General features: G+C 37.9%; 23 protein-coding genes. 13 read left to right on the top strand and 10 right to left on the bottom strand.

The window, feature by feature from the left end:
* Positions 1-8: 8 nt before the first annotated feature.
* The 8 genes from MTT29_RS07500 to MTT29_RS07465 form a co-directional block, all read right to left on the bottom strand.
* Entirely contained in the window at positions 9-3,593 is a 3,585-nt protein-coding gene (locus tag MTT29_RS07500) for a hypothetical protein (RefSeq protein WP_429800226.1), read from the bottom strand.
* Positions 3,593-4,228, bottom strand: a complete 636-nt coding sequence (locus MTT29_RS07495) for a tRNA 2-selenouridine synthase (protein WP_429800225.1) — start codon at positions 4,226-4,228, stop codon at positions 3,593-3,595. Before MTT29_RS07495 ends, MTT29_RS07500 begins: the two co-directional genes overlap by 1 nt.
* A gap of 101 nt (positions 4,229-4,329) precedes the next feature.
* Positions 4,330-4,482 carry a hypothetical protein gene (locus MTT29_RS07490; protein ID WP_429800224.1) on the bottom strand — a complete coding sequence of 51 codons (153 nt, stop codon included), beginning with the start codon at positions 4,480-4,482 and terminating at the stop codon, positions 4,330-4,332.
* On the bottom strand, positions 4,482-5,096 hold the full coding sequence (locus tag MTT29_RS07485; RefSeq protein WP_429800223.1) for a tRNA 2-selenouridine synthase: 615 nt from the start codon (positions 5,094-5,096) through the stop codon (positions 4,482-4,484). The genes MTT29_RS07490 and MTT29_RS07485 overlap by 1 nt, the downstream gene beginning before the upstream one ends.
* A 99-nt stretch (positions 5,097-5,195) precedes the next feature.
* Positions 5,196-6,632: a hypothetical protein gene (locus MTT29_RS07480; RefSeq protein ID WP_429800222.1), complete on the bottom strand. Its 1,437-nt coding sequence runs from the start codon at positions 6,630-6,632 to the stop codon at positions 5,196-5,198.
* The gene (locus tag MTT29_RS07475) at positions 6,632-7,234 is read right to left on the bottom strand and encodes a tRNA 2-selenouridine synthase (RefSeq protein ID WP_429800221.1); all 603 of its coding nucleotides are present in this window, start codon (positions 7,232-7,234) and stop codon (positions 6,632-6,634) included. The genes MTT29_RS07480 and MTT29_RS07475 overlap by 1 nt, the downstream gene beginning before the upstream one ends.
* Positions 7,231-7,386 carry a hypothetical protein gene (locus MTT29_RS07470; protein WP_429800220.1) on the bottom strand — a complete coding sequence of 52 codons (156 nt, stop codon included), beginning with the start codon at positions 7,384-7,386 and terminating at the stop codon, positions 7,231-7,233. Before MTT29_RS07470 ends, MTT29_RS07475 begins: the two co-directional genes overlap by 4 nt.
* A gap of 14 nt (positions 7,387-7,400) precedes the next feature.
* Positions 7,401-8,036, bottom strand: coding sequence for a tRNA 2-selenouridine synthase (locus MTT29_RS07465; RefSeq protein ID WP_429800219.1), 636 nt, complete (start codon positions 8,034-8,036; stop codon positions 7,401-7,403).
* Positions 8,037-8,353: 317 nt separating this feature from the next.
* Between MTT29_RS07465 and MTT29_RS07460 the strand changes: the two genes are divergently transcribed.
* On the top strand, positions 8,354-9,544 hold the full coding sequence (locus MTT29_RS07460) for a NifS family cysteine desulfurase (RefSeq protein WP_429800218.1): 1,191 nt from the start codon (positions 8,354-8,356) through the stop codon (positions 9,542-9,544).
* Positions 9,545-9,560: 16 nt separating this feature from the next.
* Positions 9,561-10,553 (top strand): iron-sulfur cluster assembly scaffold protein NifU, encoded by a 993-nt coding sequence (locus MTT29_RS07455; RefSeq protein WP_004318029.1) that lies wholly within the window; start codon positions 9,561-9,563, stop codon positions 10,551-10,553.
* Positions 10,554-10,628: 75 nt separating this feature from the next.
* Here the strand turns inward: MTT29_RS07455 and miaA are convergent, their stop codons facing one another.
* Positions 10,629-11,504: a tRNA (adenosine(37)-N6)-dimethylallyltransferase MiaA gene (miaA, locus tag MTT29_RS07450; RefSeq protein WP_429800217.1), complete on the bottom strand. Its 876-nt coding sequence runs from the start codon at positions 11,502-11,504 to the stop codon at positions 10,629-10,631.
* Between the two features lie 2 nt (positions 11,505-11,506).
* Positions 11,507-12,721, bottom strand: coding sequence for an NAD(P)/FAD-dependent oxidoreductase (locus MTT29_RS07445; protein WP_429800216.1), 1,215 nt, complete (start codon positions 12,719-12,721; stop codon positions 11,507-11,509).
* A gap of 103 nt (positions 12,722-12,824) precedes the next feature.
* Between MTT29_RS07445 and mqnP the strand changes: the two genes are divergently transcribed.
* The 11 genes from mqnP (at position 12,825) to rsmI (ending at position 19,516) form a co-directional block, all read left to right on the top strand.
* Positions 12,825-13,685 (top strand): menaquinone biosynthesis prenyltransferase MqnP, encoded by an 861-nt coding sequence (gene mqnP / locus MTT29_RS07440; RefSeq protein ID WP_429800215.1) that lies wholly within the window; start codon positions 12,825-12,827, stop codon positions 13,683-13,685.
* Positions 13,682-14,203 (top strand): hypothetical protein, encoded by a 522-nt coding sequence (locus MTT29_RS07435; RefSeq protein WP_103590341.1) that lies wholly within the window; start codon positions 13,682-13,684, stop codon positions 14,201-14,203. Before mqnP ends, MTT29_RS07435 begins: the two co-directional genes overlap by 4 nt.
* A gap of 9 nt (positions 14,204-14,212) precedes the next feature.
* Positions 14,213-14,719, top strand: a complete 507-nt coding sequence (locus tag MTT29_RS07430; RefSeq protein WP_103590342.1) for a DUF6115 domain-containing protein — start codon at positions 14,213-14,215, stop codon at positions 14,717-14,719.
* Positions 14,720-14,852: 133 nt separating this feature from the next.
* Positions 14,853-15,821 (top strand): GTP 3',8-cyclase MoaA, encoded by a 969-nt coding sequence (moaA, locus tag MTT29_RS07425; protein ID WP_103590343.1) that lies wholly within the window; start codon positions 14,853-14,855, stop codon positions 15,819-15,821.
* Entirely contained in the window at positions 15,821-16,576 is a 756-nt protein-coding gene (locus MTT29_RS07420; RefSeq protein ID WP_429800214.1) for a 7-carboxy-7-deazaguanine synthase QueE, read from the top strand. The genes moaA and MTT29_RS07420 overlap by 1 nt, the downstream gene beginning before the upstream one ends.
* Complete coding sequence (locus tag MTT29_RS07415; protein WP_429800468.1) at positions 16,576-17,157, top strand: 6-pyruvoyl trahydropterin synthase family protein; 582 nt, start codon at positions 16,576-16,578, stop codon at positions 17,155-17,157. The genes MTT29_RS07420 and MTT29_RS07415 overlap by 1 nt, the downstream gene beginning before the upstream one ends.
* On the top strand, positions 17,157-17,360 hold the full coding sequence (locus MTT29_RS07410; RefSeq protein ID WP_009295012.1) for a hypothetical protein: 204 nt from the start codon (positions 17,157-17,159) through the stop codon (positions 17,358-17,360). Before MTT29_RS07415 ends, MTT29_RS07410 begins: the two co-directional genes overlap by 1 nt.
* Positions 17,357-17,758, top strand: coding sequence for a hypothetical protein (locus MTT29_RS07405; protein WP_429800213.1), 402 nt, complete (start codon positions 17,357-17,359; stop codon positions 17,756-17,758). The genes MTT29_RS07410 and MTT29_RS07405 overlap by 4 nt, the downstream gene beginning before the upstream one ends.
* Positions 17,759-18,415, top strand: coding sequence for a 16S rRNA (uracil(1498)-N(3))-methyltransferase (locus MTT29_RS07400; RefSeq protein WP_429800212.1), 657 nt, complete (start codon positions 17,759-17,761; stop codon positions 18,413-18,415).
* 81 nt (positions 18,416-18,496) lie between these two features.
* Positions 18,497-18,697, top strand: a complete 201-nt coding sequence (gene rpmE / locus MTT29_RS07395; RefSeq protein ID WP_009295018.1) for a 50S ribosomal protein L31 — start codon at positions 18,497-18,499, stop codon at positions 18,695-18,697.
* 3 nt (positions 18,698-18,700) lie between these two features.
* Positions 18,701-19,516, top strand: a complete 816-nt coding sequence (gene rsmI, locus MTT29_RS07390; RefSeq protein WP_429800211.1) for a 16S rRNA (cytidine(1402)-2'-O)-methyltransferase — start codon at positions 18,701-18,703, stop codon at positions 19,514-19,516.
* Positions 19,517-19,554 lie beyond the last annotated feature (38 nt).

The following is a 19,554-nucleotide window of genomic DNA, read 5'->3' as shown; positions in this document are numbered from 1 at the left end:
TAAATTTATCAACTAACAAGCATTACAAAGCTAGTGGTGTTTATGTCATTTTCATAACCACTATCTAGCCCTTTAGCTATCTCAAGCTCTATGCTTTTAGCGCCGGTTGGGGTTAAAAATACATTTGTATAAGTTTGCTTGTTTTTATCTGTACTAGAGCTATTAAACTCATCCAAACTAGCATAAAATCCCACACCGCTTTCAGGGCTATTTGCTTTTTTATAGTTCTCTTTATCAAGTGCGCTAAAATTCTTTGGAGCAACAAATACCAAATTTAGCTTATCCGCCCCGTATCTTAGTTTAAATTCTTTGATATCATAGCGCTTATCGTCGTAATTATCCACCAAAAGAGCCTTTAAATTCTTATCGTCTATGTCTCTTCCCTCGTCTAAATTGAGCTTGATCTTACTAAAGCCATTTTTATCTTCAAATTTTTTATCAAATAGATAGTACGTAGCCACTAAAAGATTATCACTCTGAGAAGCAAAAGCCTTTACATGCAGTCTTATCACTGGCTTGTTTAAATTTGGATTTAGCACCGCTGGATTATCGTTTTCAGATGTTGGACTACCTATGCTATGAGCTAGCTTTATCCTATTTTCTTTTTTGATACATCTTAGCGGTGAGCTGGTGTTGCTTAGGCACGCTGGCACTAGGTCTTGCATGACAGCATAGTGGTTATTCATACTTTTTAGACTAAGAGCCGCTCTTGGCACGTATGCCACCTTTGTGCAAGGATTATGTGCTGAGCAGCCAACTATCGGTGAGTTTATAAAATCAACATCAAGTATCACACCTTGATCATCTGATCTTATGCTTTTGCCCGCTCTACTTTTTAATATCACATGGCCGCCATGTGGGCAAACCACCACGTCATCTTCTATTATTGGGTTAGCAAATGCAGTGCCGCCAGCACTTAGCGCACTACTTTTCTTTTCTAAATTTAGTCTCTCATTTGCCTTTTCAAGCGACTCTTTGGTCTCTTTGTTTGTTGGCTTTAGGTCTATATTTAGGCTTTTGTTTAGTAAAGAGTAGTTTAGCACACAAGCTCGTTGGTTTTTATAATCGATAGTTAGTCTTCCCTTGTCTTTATCCTCATCTCTTGGCTGATGAGTAAAGCTTAGTAGGTTAGAATTTTCCTCCTCTCCGCTCTCTTCATTTTTAAAGTATAGTGGATAGTCTGATTGCTCAGTGGCGGTGTTTAGTGGCTTATCTATGATATAAACCTGCGTTTTTAGCTTTGTAAAGTCTATATCCAGATCAGAGCTAACTTGATTGATATCAAATATACTCTTATCTCTTAAAAGTATATCCACCTTGCCCTCACTGATATGCATTAGCTCGTTTGGCTCGAGCCTTATCACATTTAAGTACTCTTTTGCCATGTCATTTTTAGCGTCTTTTGCCACATTGTCTATTAGCTTAAAGTTATGCGTTAGCACTATGCCTCTTGTTATCTTTTTATCAGTATTTGTCTTAGCTATTACCACATAGTGTTTGTTATCGTCCGCATATTTAAAGCTCTCAAATTTTAGCTCATACGCACTTCTGTAAATTTCTAGCCTTGTGTTTATATACTGCTCTAGCTCTTTTTCGTTTGAGTTAGAATTTGCATGCGAGCTTGCTATCTTAAAGAAGTCAGATATATAGCTCATGCGCTCTTTAAACGCCTTCAGATCAGCCTTTTTACTTAGCATAAAGTATCTGACCGAGTAGATAGCAAAGAAAAGATTTAGATCGCCACTTTTTACCTTACTAGCTATATCTTTAGCCTCGAGTGCCTTTATCTCCTCCCTATCTATCATATCTACAAATTTATCTTTCTCTTTGTAGTACAAGAGTGAGCTTACAGGGTCTTCTAAATTTGGCGCATCTTTTTCATCTTCAAAGCCAAGAGAATTTACATATAAAGCCACAGGATATATCACACTCTCAAGTATGCTAAGCCTTTTTTTATCCTCGCTGCCTAGTTTTGGTAGATAGCCTAGAGAAATTTTATAAAAATAGACGTTAAAGCTTAGGCTTTGTATATAGTCATTTAGATAGTCCAGAGCGGCTGGCACATCTTTGTCTTTTATCTTTGCCTCATTTTTTTCATTACTTAGCAGGTACTCCATCAAGTATAGGCTCTCAACTATCTGCTTCATAAAGTGTGAGGCGACTAATATATTTATAAGATGAAGTTTTTTTGTATTTTTATAGTCATATTCTGCCAAATGCCCATCTAAACTTTCAGCCCCTAGCCCATATCTAAATCCAAGGTCAGATATCACAGAAGTGCTTGGCTCATAGAGTTGGTTCCACTCTCTTTTAAGGCTATCTCCGTCACTATCATCACTAGCATCAAATAGCCCCTCATCATTTTTATCATAAATTTTATGTCTGACGCTATCGCAGTGATGTACCTCTACTTCAGAGCTTCCTTTGCTAGATTTGTTGATATTAGAGCTTACCTTTTTATCTCCTACTTCCTTGCAAGCCTTTTCGTTATTTTTAACTACATTTACACAATCTTCTACTGTGCTCTTGTCGTCTTTAAAGCCAAACATATTTTTTATCTTGTTAAAGACTGAGCCTACTATCTTTCCTATAAAGCCATTTGGGTCAAGCACTCTTGCCACCCACCTTATGCCTTTCATTATTGCCTTAGCTATAAAGCTTACAAATCTTAAAGATATAGTGACTAAGCTAGCAAATGCACCACCAAAGCCAGGGGCGTTAAAAGTATATAGCTCTTTTACATCTTTAGTGTATAAAAAGGCAAATGACTGAGCTAGGTGGCCGCCTAGTGAGTGGCCTGATAAGACTAGGTTAGAAATTTCACTTGTATCACCTGAATTTGCCTTGTGCTCTTTTATAGCATCATACATATCGCTCTTTAGCATAGCCATAGAGGCTATCTGGTTTAGTCCTGCACCTAAAAGGGCTATCATACCATCGGTAAATACTAGGTCTTTAAACCCTAGCTCTGTACCTCTAAAGCCTATGATGTAGTTATTAAATTTACTATCATAAAAGACAGTCGAGCTAAAGCCGGTGATAGATGTGTTTTTGATGTGATGAACTAGCTCATAGCGATTGACAAAAGCTTTTGTGCGAAGGGAAATTTGGTGGAAGTTTTCTTTATTTACAAAGATATATGGTGGTTTATTTATATCTTTTGGTTGATATATAAAACTTTGAATTTCATTATTTATAGGTTTTATTTCAGGTTTGTCGTCTTCTTTGTCTGTTGGCTTAGTTATTATCATATCTTGATTAAAGCGAGCTTCGATAGCTAGAGCGTAAGCGGTTGGGTCGCCAGACTTTTTAATTGTGTTATCATTTTCATCTTTTTGATCTGTTTTTAGTGTATCACCTTTAGTAATACCATCTGCATATCTCCAAACAGGTTTTTCTACTTCTTGTGTTTTATATGAATTTACAATGTTTTCAGGGGCGTTTTCTTTTCCGACCTTGCTATAAAGATCATCTAAGCCGTTTTTCTCATTCTCACTTACCCAGTGAAGCATTGCATAGCTTGCATCAGCTATATCAGCGTAGTCTTTAAATTTTATTATTTGTTCTTTGGTTGAAATATTATTACTTCCCATTATTTTTCCCTAACAAAAGTATTTTTATGACTATCGAAATAAAATCTGTTATTTCCACTTATATCTTTTATGCCTTTTCTAGATAGTGAAAAACCTCTGCCTTCATCACCAAATAAGCCGTATTTGGTATAGCCCTCATAAAAGCTTACATCTAGAGAAATAACCTTTAAATTTTCGTTATCAAAATAAAACTCATCAATTATTATAGATGAAAGATTGTAGGCTGTTTCGCCCATAAAGTTTTTTAACTTGACAACTACATCATCAGGTATTACTACTTTTTTAGAGTAGTTTCTTCTTTCGTAATATGACTTACTATTTGAAAGAATTTGCGGGAGTTTTTTATTGATTAAAGTCGTATCAACATCATATATTGTTATAAATTTATCCCCTTGTTTTATTTTTCTAGGGTTTGACCTTATCTTATCGCCAAGTGTTTTGCTTAGCTCTTTTCTTTCTGCCTCTCTTTTTTCTATTTCCTCATAGAATTTCTTATCAAATATATAAACCCCTCCATATTTTTTACCAAGCTCTTTTATTTCAGAGTTACTCGCGTTGTTGCTTGCTTGATTTGCGGAGCAGGCTACTAAAAATATGCTTGTTAGTAGTAGAAGTATAATGCCTATAAATTTCATCCTATATCCTTTTAGAAATTTTATTTTGCTTATTTTATTGTCTTTGAAATTATAATATTATTAATTTATTATGTTTTATTTGTAGATTGTTAAATTTTTTATTAATTGAGGTTATTTTTATCTATATTGTTATCTAATCCATTTCTTTCGACTTCATTTATCCGGTGAAGCATTGCGTAACTTACATCAGCTATATCAGCGTAGTCTTTAAATTTTATTATTTGTTCTTTGGTTGAAATATTATTACTTCCCATTATTTTTCCCTAACAAAAGTATTTTTATGACTATCGAAATAAAATCTGTTATTTCCACTTATATCTTTTATGCCTTTTCTAGATAGTGAAAATCCTCTACCCTCGTCACCAAAAAGACCATATTTAGTATAACCAACTGCATAGTAAACAGATACTGCTATGGCTACTACATTATTATTTTCATCTACATAAAAATAAGATGGGAGCATTGTAGGTTTAAATTTATTATAGTTTTCAGTGCCTATGTAGTTTATTATCTTTTGTCTATCTTGATTTGATAATTCAGGCTTTTTCTCATAAGACCTTGATGGTGTGTAGTATTGTTTGCCGTTTGAGAGGGTTTGGGGGAGTTTTTCATCAACCAATTTTGTATTAACAACATAAAGACCGTCACCTAAATATTTTCCTTTGGTATTTTTTCTTAGCTCTTTCCTCTCAGCCTCTCTTTTCTCTATCTCATCAACAAATTTTTGATTAAATATATAAACCCCACCATATTTACTAGCTAAGCTTTCTAGTTCAGAGTTACTCGTGTTGTTGCTTTCTTGATTTGCAGAGCAGGCTATTAAAAATATGCTTGTTAGTAGTAGAAGTATAATGCCTATAAATTTCATCCTATATCCTTTTAGAAATTTTATTTTGCTTATTTTATTGTCATTATATTTATAATATTATTAATTTATTATGCCTTATTTGTAGATTGTTAAATTTTATTAGGCAACTAATATATTTATAAGATGTAGCTTGTCTGTATTTTTATAGTCAAATTCTGCCTCATCACCTACTCTAGTAAGTGGTTCTAGTCCATATCTAAATCCAAGGTCAGATATCACCGATGTGCTTGGCTCATAGAGTTGGTTCCACTCTCTTTTAAAGCTATCCTCACCACTATCATCACTAGCATCAAATAGCCCTTCATCATTTTTGTCATAAATTTTATGTCTGACGCTATCGCAGTGGTGTATCTCTACTTCAGAGCTTCCTTTGCTAGATTTATTGATATTAGAGCTTACCTTTTTATCTCCTACTTCCTTGCAAGCTTTCTCATTATCTTTGATAGTATCTACACACTCTTTTAGTGTGCTATTGTCATCTTTAAAGCCAAACATACCCTTTATCTTGTTAAAGATAGAGCTAGCTATCTTTCCTACAAAGCCATTTGGATCAAGCACTCTTGCTATCCACCTTACACCTTTTAGTATTGCCTTAGCTATAAAGCTAACAAATCTTAAAGCTATAGTGAGCAAACTAGCATATATACCACCAAATCCAGGAGCGTTAAAAGTATATAGCTCTTTTACATCTTTAGTGTATAAAAAGGCAAAGGATTGAGCTAGATGGCCACCTAAGCTGTGGCCTGATAAGACAAGATTAGAGACTTCGCTTTTATCATTTGGATTTAAATTTAGCTTATGCTCTCTTATAGCATCATACATATCACCTTTTAGCATAGCCATAGAGGCTATTTGGCTTAGTCCTGCACCTAAAAAGGTTATCATGCCATCAGCCAAAACTAAGTCATTAAGCTCAGTTTCAGTTCCCCTAAAGCCTATGATATAGTTTTTAAATTTACTATCATAAAAGAGTGTCGAGCTAAAACCAGTGATAGATGTATTTTTGATGTGATGGACTAGTTCATAGCGATTGACAAAGGCTTTTGTGCGGAGGGAAATTTGGTGGAAGGTTGGTTTATTGACAAAAATGTAAGACTCTTTTGTTTTCTTGTCAGTATAGATAAAACTTTGAATTTCGTTATTTATAGGTTTTACTTCAGGCTTTTCACCTTCGCTAGATATAGGTTTAGTTATCACCATATCTTGATTAAAACGTGCTTCTATGGTTAGGGCGTATGCGGTTGGGTCACCTGCTTTTCTTACAATATTTCCATCTTTATCCTGAATGCTATCGTTTAAAATATCACCCTTTCTGATATTGTCTTTATATCTCCAAACGGGCTTTTTTATCTCTTGTTCTTTGTATGAATTTACAATGTTTTCAGGGACGTTTTCTTTGCCACGCTTACTATAAAGATCATCTAAGCCATTTTTTTCATTCTCACTTACCCAGTGAAGCATTGCATAGCTTGCATCCGCAATATCAGCATAGTCTTTAAATTTAAGTATTTGTTCTTTGGTTGAGATTTCACTCATTATTTTTCCCTAACAAAAGTATTTTTATGGCCATCAAAATAAAATTCACTATTTCCGCCTATATCTTTTATATCTTTTCTAGATAAAGAAAAGCCTCTACCTTCATCTCCAAATAAGCCATATTTGGTATAGCTTTGGTAAAAGTTTACATCTAGTGAGATAACTTTAAGTTTTTCATCATCTATATAAAAATCACTAATCATGATAGATGAACGATTATAAGCAGCTTCACCCATAAAATTTTTTAACTTGATAACTACGTCATCAGGTATTACTACTTTTTTAGAGTAGTTTCTTCTTTGGTAATATGGCTTGCCGTTTGAGAGAATTCGCGGAAGTTTCTCGTTAATAGGCTTTGGATCAATAGCGTAAAGACCATCGCCCAAATCTCTACCTTTCATTTTTTTACTTAGCTCTTTTCTCTCAGCCTCTCTTTTCTCTATCTCATCAACAAATTTTTGATTAAATATATAAACCCCACCATATTTACTAGCTAAGCTTTCTAGTTCAGAGTTACTCGTGTTGTTGCTTGCTTGATTTGCAGAGCAAGCTATTAAAAATATGCTTGTTAGTAGTAGAAGTATAATACCTATAAATTTCATCCTATATCCTTTTTGTTTGGTTTATCATTTAGATCATCAAGTCCATTTTTTTCATTCTCACTTACCCAGTGAAGCATTGCGTAGCTTGCATCTGCTATATCTGCATAGTTTTTAAATTTTATTATCTGTTCTTTTGTTGAAATTTGGCTCATTTTCTACTCTTTATTTATTTTTCTAAATCTTCTATATAAAATTTATTTCCACCTTTTACATATCTAGTCTCTTTTCTCGATAAAGAAAAACCTCTACCTTCATCTCCATAAAGACCATATTTAGTTACTTCAAAATCATAGCCAACCGATATGCTTATATATTTAGGTTGCTCATTGTCATCTATATATAGGTACAGTGGCAACACAGTGGCATATTCATATCCCCTTTGTCCAGTTATGTGCTTTATCTTGTTTTCATAAAAAACATCTATGTTTGGTAGTGTTTTTTTAGTTTGTCTTTCGTAGTCTATCCAGCTGGTATAATATTGCTTTCCATTTGAAAGAATTTGTTGCATTTTAGGATTGTCATAAAATTCTAGCTTTAAAATTTCTCTCATTTTTTTATTTCTCTCATTTTTATTAGGTATCGTCTTTATTCTTTCTAAAATTTCTTTTCTTTTGCCATCTCTTATTTGCTCTTGCTTTTCTATCTCATCATAGAATTTCTTATTAAATATATAAACCCCTCCATATTTTTTACCAAGCTCTTTTATTTCAGAGTTACTTGTATTATTGCTTGCTTGATTTGCAGAGCAGGCTATTAAAAATATGCTTGTTAGTAGTAGAAGTATAATGCCTATAAATTTCATCCTATATCCTTTTAGAAATTTTATTTTGCTTATTTTATTGTCGCAATATTTACGTTACGATTAATTACCTCGCTTTTAAATTTTTAATCCTTAAGAAAAAGAATTAATATTAAGAGTAAAATAGGCTCTTTTAGACGAAATTTTGCAAATAGCGTATCCGCCAAATATTGATAAAGAATTTCAATATTTTTTACTATCAAAATGAGCTAAATATTGAAAAAACTAAAGCATTTTTTTAAACTTGCTTTTAACTTTTTTGTTATAATATCCCATCAAAAATAAAAGGGATATTTTTTATCCGAATTAAGGTTTTAAATTTGAGAGTATATTTAGACAATAACGCTACAACGATGGTTGATCCAGAGGCTTTTGAGCTTATGAAGCCGTTTTTTTGCGAAAAATACGGCAATCCAAACTCACTTCACAAATTTGGCTCAGAAACCCACCCAGCGCTAAGAACAGCGCTAGATCAGCTCTACGCTGGCATAAACGCAAAAGATAGCGATGACATCGTCGTTACCTCATGTGCGACCGAGAGCAACAACTGGGTTGTAAAAGGCATCTACTTTGACAAAATAGCAACTGGCGAGAAAAAACGCATCGTTACAACCGCGGTCGAGCATCCAGCCATTTTAGCAACTTGTAAATTTCTAGAAAAATATGGCGTGGAGCTTACGGTTTTAGACGTAAATAGCGATGGTTTCGTTACTCCAGATCAGCTAAGGACTGTCATGGACGAAAACGTCGCACTTGTCGCCATAATGAGCGCAAACAACGAAACTGGTATGATCTTTCCTATAAAAGAGCTTGCCAAAGTCGCTCACGAATACGGCGCATTATTTCACACCGATGCCGTACAAGCAGTTGGCAAGATAAAGATAGATGTTCAAGACCTAGACGTTGATTTTCTAAGCTTTTCGGCGCATAAATTTCACGGACCAAAGGGCGTTGGCGCGTTATTTATAAAAAATAGCATGCCACTAAGCAGCTTGCTTCACGGCGGCGAGCACATGGGCGGACGCAGAAGCGGCACACTTGATGTACCTGGCATCGTTGGCATGGGTAAGGCGCTTGAGCTGGCAAATAAATTTATGGATTACGAGCACTCACACGTTCGTCGTTTGCGTGACAAACTTGAAGACGCACTACTGCAAATTCCTGACGTTAGCGTCGTTGGTAAAAAAGAGCAGCGCGTGCCAAACACCATCCTAGCTTCTATCAAAGGCGTCGAGGGTGAGGCTATGCTTTGGGACCTAAATAGAGCTGGCATAGCAGCATCTACCGGCTCTGCCTGTGCGAGCGAGACGCTAGAGAGCAACCCTATCATGGAGGCTATCGGCGCTGACAAAGAGCTAGCCCACACCGCACTTAGACTCTCACTTTCTAGGTTTAACACCGAAGAGGAGATCGACTACGCGATCGAACATATAACAAAAGCGGTAAATAGGCTAAGAGGCATATCAAGCACCTTCGCGTACGCCCCAGAGTGGCATAAGAGTGGATTATAAAATTTAAAGGAAAAATATGGCAAAAAATAACTTAATCGGCGGCTCTATCTGGGATGAATACTCAAAGGTAGTGCAAGATAGGATGAACAATCCTAAATTCATGGGCGAGCTAACCGAAGAAGACGCCAAAAAAGCAAACGCAAAGCTCATCATCGCTGACTTTGGCGCGGAAAGCTGCGGCGATGCGGTAAGGCTTTACTGGCTCGTTGATGAGAAAACTGACAAGATAATAGACGCTAAATTTAAAAGCTTTGGCTGTGGTACGGCTATAGCTAGCTCTGATACGATGGCTGAGCTTTGCATCGGCAAAACAGTCGATGAGGCGGTTAAGATCACAAACCTTGATGTCGAAAGAGCTATGCGCGACAACCCAGATACTCCAGCTGTGCCACCTCAAAAGATGCACTGCTCGGTCATGGCATATGACGTTATCAAGGCAGCTGCTGCAAGCTACAAGGGCATAGACCCAGAGCACTTTGAAGATGAGATCATCGTTTGCGAGTGCGCTAGAGTGAGCCTTGGCACTATCAAAGAGGTGATAAGACTAAACGACCTTCATACGGTTGAGGAGATCACGCAATACACAAAAGCAGGCGCATTTTGTAAATCATGCGTTAGACCTGGCGGACACGAGAAAAAAGACTACTATTTGGTTGATATCTTACGCGATACTAGGGCTGAGATGGAGCAAGAGAGGCTCGAAGCTCAGGCAAATGCTCAAGCAAACAACACGCTTAGCGACGTTAGCTTTGAGAGCATGACGATGGTTGGCCAGCTAAAAGCGATCGAGTCGATCATCGATAAAGAGATCCGCCCGATGCTTATGATGGATGGCGGAAATTTAGAGATCATAGACATCAGAAACGACAACGGCGAAAATATCGACGTTTATATCCGCTATCTTGGCGCTTGCTCAGGCTGTTCAAGCGGCTCGACTGGCACGCTTTATGCGATAGAAAATGTATTGCAAGAGAGCCTAAGCCCAAAAATCAGGGTTATGCCTATATAAATTTATCGAACGGCTTCTTTTGGAGCTGTTCGCCCCCCCCTGCTAAATTAAATTTACCACCTAGACAATTTAAATTTACCCTTTTAAAAATTTCAAAATTTCACCTCTAGTCTGTGCCAAGTCACCCACAAATTTCTTCTCAAACTGCGATCGATTAAAGGTTCGCTGACGCTTAGCAAGCTGGGCTGTGTGCGTGGCGATGAGCATTTCTAGTTCGCTTTTTGAAATTTCACCCTCCAAAAACTGCTTGCACTCTTTTAGCCCTATCGACTTTAAGGGTTTTGGCTCGCTCTTATACTTCTCAAATAAAAACTTCGCCTCATCTATCAAGCCCTCATCTAGCATATTTTTCGTTCGCTTTGCTATGCGAGCTCTAAGCTCCTCTTTATCCCACAAAATTTCAAATATCGCAAGCTCTTTTATGACGCTTGGCTTAGTGTTTTGCTTTAGCCAAATGCTTGGAATTTGGCCGCTAAATTTATAAATTTGATACCATTTTTCAAGGCGATAAGAGTCGTTTTGGCTAAATTTGCCTGCAAACTCAGGGTCATTTTGTAAAGCTAGCTCGTAAATTTCTTCGTTGCTTAAATTTAGCTCGCATTTTGGCACGTCTGGCGCAAGACCGCTTAGCATCGCCTTTAGATAAAAGCCACTGCCTCCCGTGATGATGAGCAAGCACTCTTGCGAGCGCGCAAATTTCTTTGCATTTTTGTAAATTTCAAAAAACGCCCCAACGCTAAACTCCTCATCAGGGTAAATTTCATCCACCCCAAAGTGCCTCACAGCCCCCAGCTGCCAAGGCTTTGGCTTTGCGCTGGCGATATCTATCTCTTTGTAAAGCGCAAGCGAATCAAGGCTTAAAATGACGCCGCCAAATTCCTTTGCTAGCTCAAAGGCTAGATCGCTCTTGCCGCTTGCCGTGGTGCCAATTAGTGCTAGCTCGCCAAACAAGCTTAGCCCTCGTAAAATGAGCTAAATAGCAAAATTTCATCACTCTGCTCGTTACTTTTGCCCTCTTTTATAAGATCAGCTAAAACGCCTGCAAAGTGCGGTGCAAAGCTTAGTTCGTTTAGCCCGTACGCTTGGTTGTAGAGTAAATTTTGATATGTCTCGTCGCGTCCGATCGCTGGCTTGTCGTTTGAGCTAAGAAGCACGAAATTTGCCCTAAAACTAGGCTCTTTTAACTCGCTTATGCCAAGGTGTCTTTTTAGCTCGTTTAAAAATGCGTTGATCTTTTCTGTTTTTACAAGCGTATCGATCGCGCCCACTTGTAAATTTGTGATGATCGTGACGCCATTTTTGGTTGGATAAATTTTGGCAAACATATCATTTAAAATGATCGGTTTTTTAGGGATCTGGCCCTCGCTTAGCGCGAGATCTATCGTGTAAAATTTAGCCAAAATGGCACTTAAATTTGTCCCAAGCTTGCTTGAAAGCTCCAAGCTTCTACTAGCCACTACAAAGTTATCAGCCTCGTATTCGCCAGCCCTGCCAACAGCCTTTTGTACGGCTTGTCCCTGCGTTTTTAGCTCATAAATTTCATCATTTATAAACTGCGCTCCAAGTTCGTTTAGCTCGCTAACAAGCGCCTTTTTTAGCTCAACCGCGTCAATGCTTGCGTTTTTAGCTAAATTTAGTGCCCCTTTTACATTTTTATTTATCAGACCAAAATTTGCTAGCTCACTATCCACGCTTAAAATTTCTTGCTCGCTATCAGCGACTTTCATCTCATCAAGTCTCTTTTTAAAGCTCTCATCCTCGCTAAAAACGAGATAAACGCCACTCTCATCAAAATTTATCTGCGGATATTTTTCGTTTAGCTCTTTTAAAATTTCAAAGCTCTTTTGTCCAAATTTCTTAAACAAAATTCTCATCTTTTTATCGTGAGCCTTTGTTGATTTAAGCGTGAAATTCGCCATCCAAGCTCTAAAATTTTCATTTAGGCAAAGCGATATATCAAGCTCGCTTTTTTTACTAACCAGCCCCATAAATGAGCTAGATATCGCTCCATCTCTTGCGAGCGCTGGGGTGTTAAATGGGGTTAAAATTCCGCTCTCAAACTCATCTTTTTGGCTACTAATAACTAAAATTTCCTCGCCCTTTTTAGCTAGCTCAAGCGCCGTAAATAACGCACTAAAACTATCTCCGATAATCGCTATTTTACTCATCATAACCCTTCATTTTAAAATAATGTGGCAATGATAATATAAATTTAGATTTAAAGCAAAATGATGTAAAATCAGACACTTTTTAAAAAAGATGGAAATTTATATGATCAAAAAGCTAAAAGATATCGCAGAACTCATCGTTTTTAAGCACTCAGTTTTTGCCCTGCCCTTTATCTTTGTGGCGATGATAGTTGCGAGCAAGATAGAAAATGGCTCGGCTTGGTTTGGCTTTAAACTGCTTATCTTAGGCACTATTTGCGCGGTCAGTGCTAGAAATTTCGCCATGGCGTTTAACAGATACCAAGACGAGGACATCGACAAGCTAAACCCACGCACCGCAAGCCGTCCAAGCGTCGATGGGCGCATCGGCAAGGGCAATATGCAGCTTTTTATCGCGGCAAACGCGCTTATCTTTATCATCTGCGCTTATTTTGTAAATTCGCTCGCATTTTGGTTAAGCTTCCCCATACTTGCCGTGCTTGGCGGATACTCGCTATTTAAGCGTTTTAGCGAGCTAGCGCACTTGGTGCTAGGCCTTAGTCTTGGACTTGCTCCGATCGCTGGCGTGGTCGCAGTGAGCGCTGCCATACCGCTTTGGAGCGTGCTACTTTGCCTTGGTGTGACATTTTGGGTGGCTGGATTTGACCTGCTCTACTCGCTACAAGATATTAAATTTGACCAAGAAAACAAGCTCTTTAGCATACCAGCCATTTACGGCGACAAGGCGACACTATTTTTATCAGCCATTTTTCACGCTCTAGCCTTTATACTTTGGCTACTTTTTGCTTGGGCGGCTGGACTTGGAGCGATGGCATTTTTTGGCATTGTGGTAAGCGGCGTGATATTATTTTTCGAGCACAGGATCGTAATGCGCGACTTTAGCAAGATAGATCGGGCATTTTTCACGCTAAATGGCTACTTGGGAATTTTATTTTTCATCTTTGTTTGGATCAGTGTATTATGAGCGAAGTAAGGCTTTTTAAAGCGCCTCTTAGCATGGTTTATGAGTGCGACAGAAGTGGGGATGAGAAATTTTTAAGAGAATTTAACTCTATCTTGCCAGGCGACGAAGATGCGCTTGGAGCGTGGCTAAAGCGAGCTAAATCACGCGGCGAGACCAAAGAGAGCGACCAAGTCTTGCTAACGCTTGTCATCGAGCTTCATAGAAAGATCGACGCGCTTAGTGATTATATAAAAAACGAGCACAAGCAATACTTGCCGCTAAAAGAGAGCGCAGATATCGATGAGATCGGCTTTACGCATATAAAAATAAGCGAAGATAAATTTAAAAAAGGTGAAATTTACTACGCAAGGATCGCGATGCCTATCTTTCCAAAGAGAAATTTGAGCCTTTATCTAAGGGCGCAGGATGAGAGGCTAGCAAAGATAGAGAACATGCACGAAGAGGACGAGGCCGACTGGAACGCTTACGTGACGGCTAGAGAGCGTGTGATGATAAGAGAGCTTAGAGCGAATTCGTAAAGGAAAAATATGGAAATTTACATTTTTTTAGGTTTTGGCATCGTTTTAGCGATAATAATAGCTTTGATATTTATAAAAGATAGCGAAACAAATAAGAAATTTACAAGGTATGAGCGTGCCATAGAGAGCGCCATGCAAGAAAACTATAATCTCAAAAAACAGCTAGCCGCACTGGCAAGCTTTAAGCCTGATGACGACGAGCAGCTAAAAGATGTAAAAGATGAGCTAAAAGAGCAGATAAACGAGCAGATCAATGAAAAAATCGTGCCGATAATCCGCGCTATAAAGAGCATCGAGCGAGTGATCGATGACTTTGCAAACGAGCAAAAAGATAGGATGTTTAACCTTGAAGAGCGAACAAGAGATATCAATAAAATCGCCCCAAGCGTTATAAATGAAGAAGAGCAGATCCTAAAGATGTTTAAAGATGGCAAAAGTGCAGCCATGATCGCTAAAGATCTTCACGTGGGTATGGGGCGAGTTGAATTTGTGCTTAAATTTCATAAATTAGCCTAAATTTGGGCTAATTTTAAAAGACAAAACTACTCTTAAACTACAAAAATTAGCTTAAATTTTTATTTAAATTTAAATCTTTTAACATATAATTGAAAATTAAAAAAGCTCTAACCAAGCTTAAAAAAGGTGCTTTATGCTAATAGATAAATATGGTCGGGTTGTTGATTATTTAAGAATTTCTGTGACGCAGCGTTGCAATTTTAGATGTAGATATTGCATGCCTACGACGCCATTTAGTTGGACGCCAAAAGAGAATTTACTGACATTTGAAGAGCTATTTTTATTTGTCAAAGTAGCTATCGACGAGGGTGTGAAAAAGATCAGGATTACAGGCGGCGAGCCACTCGTGCGCAAGGATCTGGACGTCTTTATAAAGATGATAAGCGATTATAAGCCAGACATCGATCTAGCGCTTACGACAAATGGCTTTATGCTGCCACACTTTGCCAAAAGGCTAAAAGACGCTGGTCTAAAGCGCATAAATATGTCGCTTGATACGCTAAATGAGCAAAAAGCTAAATTTATCGCTCAAAAGAGCGTCTTGCACGAGGTTTTAGCTGGCTTTGAGGCGGCACTTGATGCTGGATTAAAGGTAAAGATAAACACCGTCGCGCTAAAAGGCTTTAACGACGATGAGCTCGTAAATTTGCTTGAGTTTGCTAAATTTAGAAATTCTCAGATCAGATTTATCGAATATATGGAAAATTCGCACGCCAAAGAGGATCTAAAAGGGCTAAAAAGCGATGAAATTTTAAATATCATCTTGCAAAAATATAATGTCACAAAAGATGAAAAGTTACCAAACGCACCTGCGTCTATTTACAGGCTCGATGACGGCTATAAATTTGGCATCATTGACCCTCACAAACACGACTTTTGCGAGAGTTGCAACCGCATCAGACTAAGCGCTGAAGGGCTTTTGATACCTTGCCTTTACTTTGAAGATGCGCTAAGTATCAAAAAAGCAGTTGCAAATGGCGACATCGTCGCAGCAAGCGAGATCTTAAGGCAAGTGCTAGCTAACAAGCCAAAAGAGAACAAATGGGCTCTAGGAGCTGAAAATGAAACCTCTTCAAGGGCCTTTTACCAAACTGGTGGTTGATGAGCAAAGAGCTAGAATTAGTTGAGGCATTTTTAAGCATCCAAGGCGAGGGCGCTTATCAGGGCAGGCTCGCTGTGTTTTTACGCTTTTTGGGCTGCAACCTAAACTGCTCTGGCTTTGGTGTAAAGACAAGGTCTTTAAAAACAGGCGAAGAGCTTTTAGGATGCGATAGCATAAGAGCCGTTTTTAAGGGACATTTTCACCACAAAACATATAGCGCAGATGAAATTTTAAGCCTAGTTGATGGGCTTTGTAAAGGCTTAGAGCAAAAGCCGATCATCGTTTTAACAGGCGGCGAGCCACTCATCTGGCATCAAAATGAAAATTTCATAAATTTGGTAAGAAATTTGCTTATAAATTACGAGGTGCATTTTGAGACAAATGGCACGATCTTGGTTGATTTTGATAAATTTGAAATTTATAAAAACTGCCATTTTGCACTTGGCATCAAGCTAGCAAATAGCGGAGTTAGCGAGCAAAAACGCATAAATTTAGATGCCATTTTGGCTATCAAAAATAACGCAAAAAGCAGCTTTTTAAAATTTGTCCTCTCGCGCTTTGACAAAAGCGAGCTGGAGGAAATTTTATATATAAAAGATAGAGCAAATTTGCCAGTTTGGTGCATGGCGATGGGTGCAAATGAGGACGAGCTAAGCAAAAATGCCCTAAAAACAGCGCAATTTGCCATAAAGCATGGATTTAACTACTCAGAGCGTATCCACATCAGGCTTTGGGGCGACAAAGAGGGTGTTTGATGATTATTAGAAAACTTTTTAGATTTGAAAATGCGCATATCGTGAGGTTTTGTAGCTCAAAGCGCTGCAGAACGAGCATCCACGGTCACAGCTACATAGCAGAAATTTTACTTAGCTCAAATTTTCTTGATAACGCTGGCATGGTCTATGACTTTGGGCTGATGAAGCAAAACATAAAAACGATCATCGATAGCTTTGATCACGCTACGACCATATTTTCAGGCGATAGTGACGAATACAAAAACGACCTTAAAAAGCACTCTGCAAGGTGGATCGAGATCCCGCTAAATCCCAGCGCAGAGCAGTTTTGCCGTATATTTTTTGTCATGATCGAGCGGATACTTGAGCTTAGCGTGATGAACAACGGCGAGCGAGAAGTGAAGCTTCATAGCGTCATCGTCCATGAAACCGACACTGGCTATGCGCAGTGCTTCAAAGAAGACGCGATAAACCCACAAATGGGCGAGATAAGGCTTAGCGATATCAAATTTTCCAAGGCGATTATAGACGAGTGGGAAGATAAAAATTTGCTTGAAAAGATGATAAATAAGATAAAAATAGAAAATCCAAAGGACGTTTAATGAAAAAATTTATAACCTCTTTTTTGCTTATAGCTGGCGTATTTTTGGGATGTGGAGATAAAGAAGAGGCCAAAAGTGACGTTAGTGAGCCAGTCCCTAGTGATGTTACGATAGCTCAGCCTGATGCGAATGTAACTATCGACGAGCAGCTGCCACCTGAGCCAGTCGTCGAAGAAAACGAGCCCCCTAAAGAGAAGAAATGAACGAACATTTAAGCTCACTTTATGCTTATGCTTTGCCATTTCATGTGACATTTTTTTATGTGCTACTTGCCTTAGCGGTGCTTTATCTAGCGCTTACTCAGTTTGGAGTGAGAAGCAAAAACTACGTGCTTCGCATAAGGTATTTCTTGCCTATTTATCATATGCTGCTTAGCTTTTTGGTGCTAACTGGGCTTATTTTGTGGGCATATTATAGTTACGAGCCAAAATTTAACGCCATAAAAATGCTTCTTATCTTAATAGCCTTAATCGCACTTAGCGCAGTTGGGTATAAAAGGCTAAAAAAATTTGCGTTTGCTGGCGAGCTAGAGAAATTTAAAAAATTTGCCCTTATTAAAGGCATTTGTGACATTATTTTGATCATCATAGCAGGGATTTAGATGAAATTTTTGTATGACAAAAACGCTGGTGAAGAGCGCTTAAAAATAGTAAATGAGGCATTTTTACACCTAAAAGCAAGAAGGGTTGAAGCAGGTGAGCGCATAAGTGTTAGAAATTTACACGATGGCAAAGAGTATATCTACGAGATCGATGAGATAGAGCGCAGAAGTGCGAATTTAAGCCTTGTCTTTGCCAGCCTAAACTGCGAGCATAAATTTGACTTTATCATCGCTTGGGCGGTTGTCGATCCAAAGACGATCGAAAAGGCGCTGCCATTTTTAAATGAGCTTGGCATTGGCAAGATTGCCTTTGTCTATACTAAATTTTCTCAGGCAAATTTCAAGATCGACCTTGAAAAGCTAAACTACATAACCGCACTTTCATGCGAGCAGTGCGGACGAACGTCGCTAATGGAGTTTGAAATTTACAAAAATTTAGACGAGCTAATGAACGTTTATAAAAATGTCTCGGCCATAAATTTTGGTGGCAAAAATTTAAATGAAAAAAGAGATGATGAAATTTTGATAATTGGTCCAGAGGGCGGATTTAGCGAGGATGAGACGGCTAAATTTAAAAATATCTACGGTCTAAATACAAAAAATATCCTAAGATCACAGACCGCAGTCATATCAGTTGCGGCAAAATTTCTTGCTTGATTTATTTGATTTTTAGATTAGTTTTTATATAATCAGCAACTTTTAAGGTAACAAATAGCCCAAAATAATAAAGGAAAGATGATGAAAAAAGAGATCCATCCAGAGTATGTAGATTGCACCGTAACTTGCGCGTGTGGCAACACTTTTAAGACAAAGTCAAACAAAAGTGAAATCAGAATTGACATTTGTGACAAGTGCCACCCATTTTTCACAGGCAGCGAAAAGATAGTTGATAGCGCTGGCCGTGTTGAGAAATTTAAGAAAAAATACGCTCAAAAATAAGCCTTGCTCTACTTTGTTCCTACTCCAATAGGAAATTTAGAAGATATCTCGCTTCGTGCGATCAAAATTTTGCGTGAATGCGAGATAGCTATCTGCGAAGATACAAGAGTTTGCAAAAGCCTTGTAAATCTACTAAACGAACGCTTTGACGCAAACATAAACATCTCAAATTTTATCCCACTTCACACTCACAACGAAGATGGATTTTTTGCAAATTTAAGTGATGAAATTTGGAGCAAAAATGTAGCTTATATGAGCGACGCTGGCATGCCAGGCATAAGCGATCCAGGCGTTAGCCTAGTAAGATACGCTCAAAAAAATGATATCAAATACGAAATTTTAAGCGGAGCAAACGCCGCACTTTTAAGCGTGGTTGCAAGCGGACTTTGCGATAAAGAGTTTGTTTTTTTAGGCTTTTTACCAAATACCGGTAGAGAGAGGGCTTTAGCTATACAAAATGCTTTAAATTTAGCCTATCCAGCCGTGATCTATGAAAGCCCAAAACGCATATTAAGCTTAGTGCAAAGCGTTGCAAATTTAGAGCCAGAAAGAGAAATTTTTGCCATAAAAGAGGCCACCAAAAAATTTGAGACTAAATTTAAGGATAGAGCCAAAAATTTAGCCCAAATTTTAGAAAAAGCAAATTTAAACGGCGAGTGGGCTGTTGTCATCTCAAAAAGCGCAAATGCATCCACTCAAAACATTACAAAAGATGAGATCATCTCGCTTGACATCGCCCCAAAAGCAAAGGCAAAACTGCTTAGCAAAATAACTGGCGAAGATGTCAAAAAGATATACGACGAGCTCATAAAAGCATAAATTTAAAAGCTCAAATTCTCTCAAAAAGTTTCAAAAAT

Source organism: Campylobacter concisus, from assembly GCF_050447485.1.
GTDB lineage: Bacteria > Campylobacterota > Campylobacteria > Campylobacterales > Campylobacteraceae > Campylobacter_A > Campylobacter_A concisus_BQ.
Note: the sequence above shows the minus strand (reverse complement) of the source record. Positions and strands in the feature narration are given on the sequence as shown.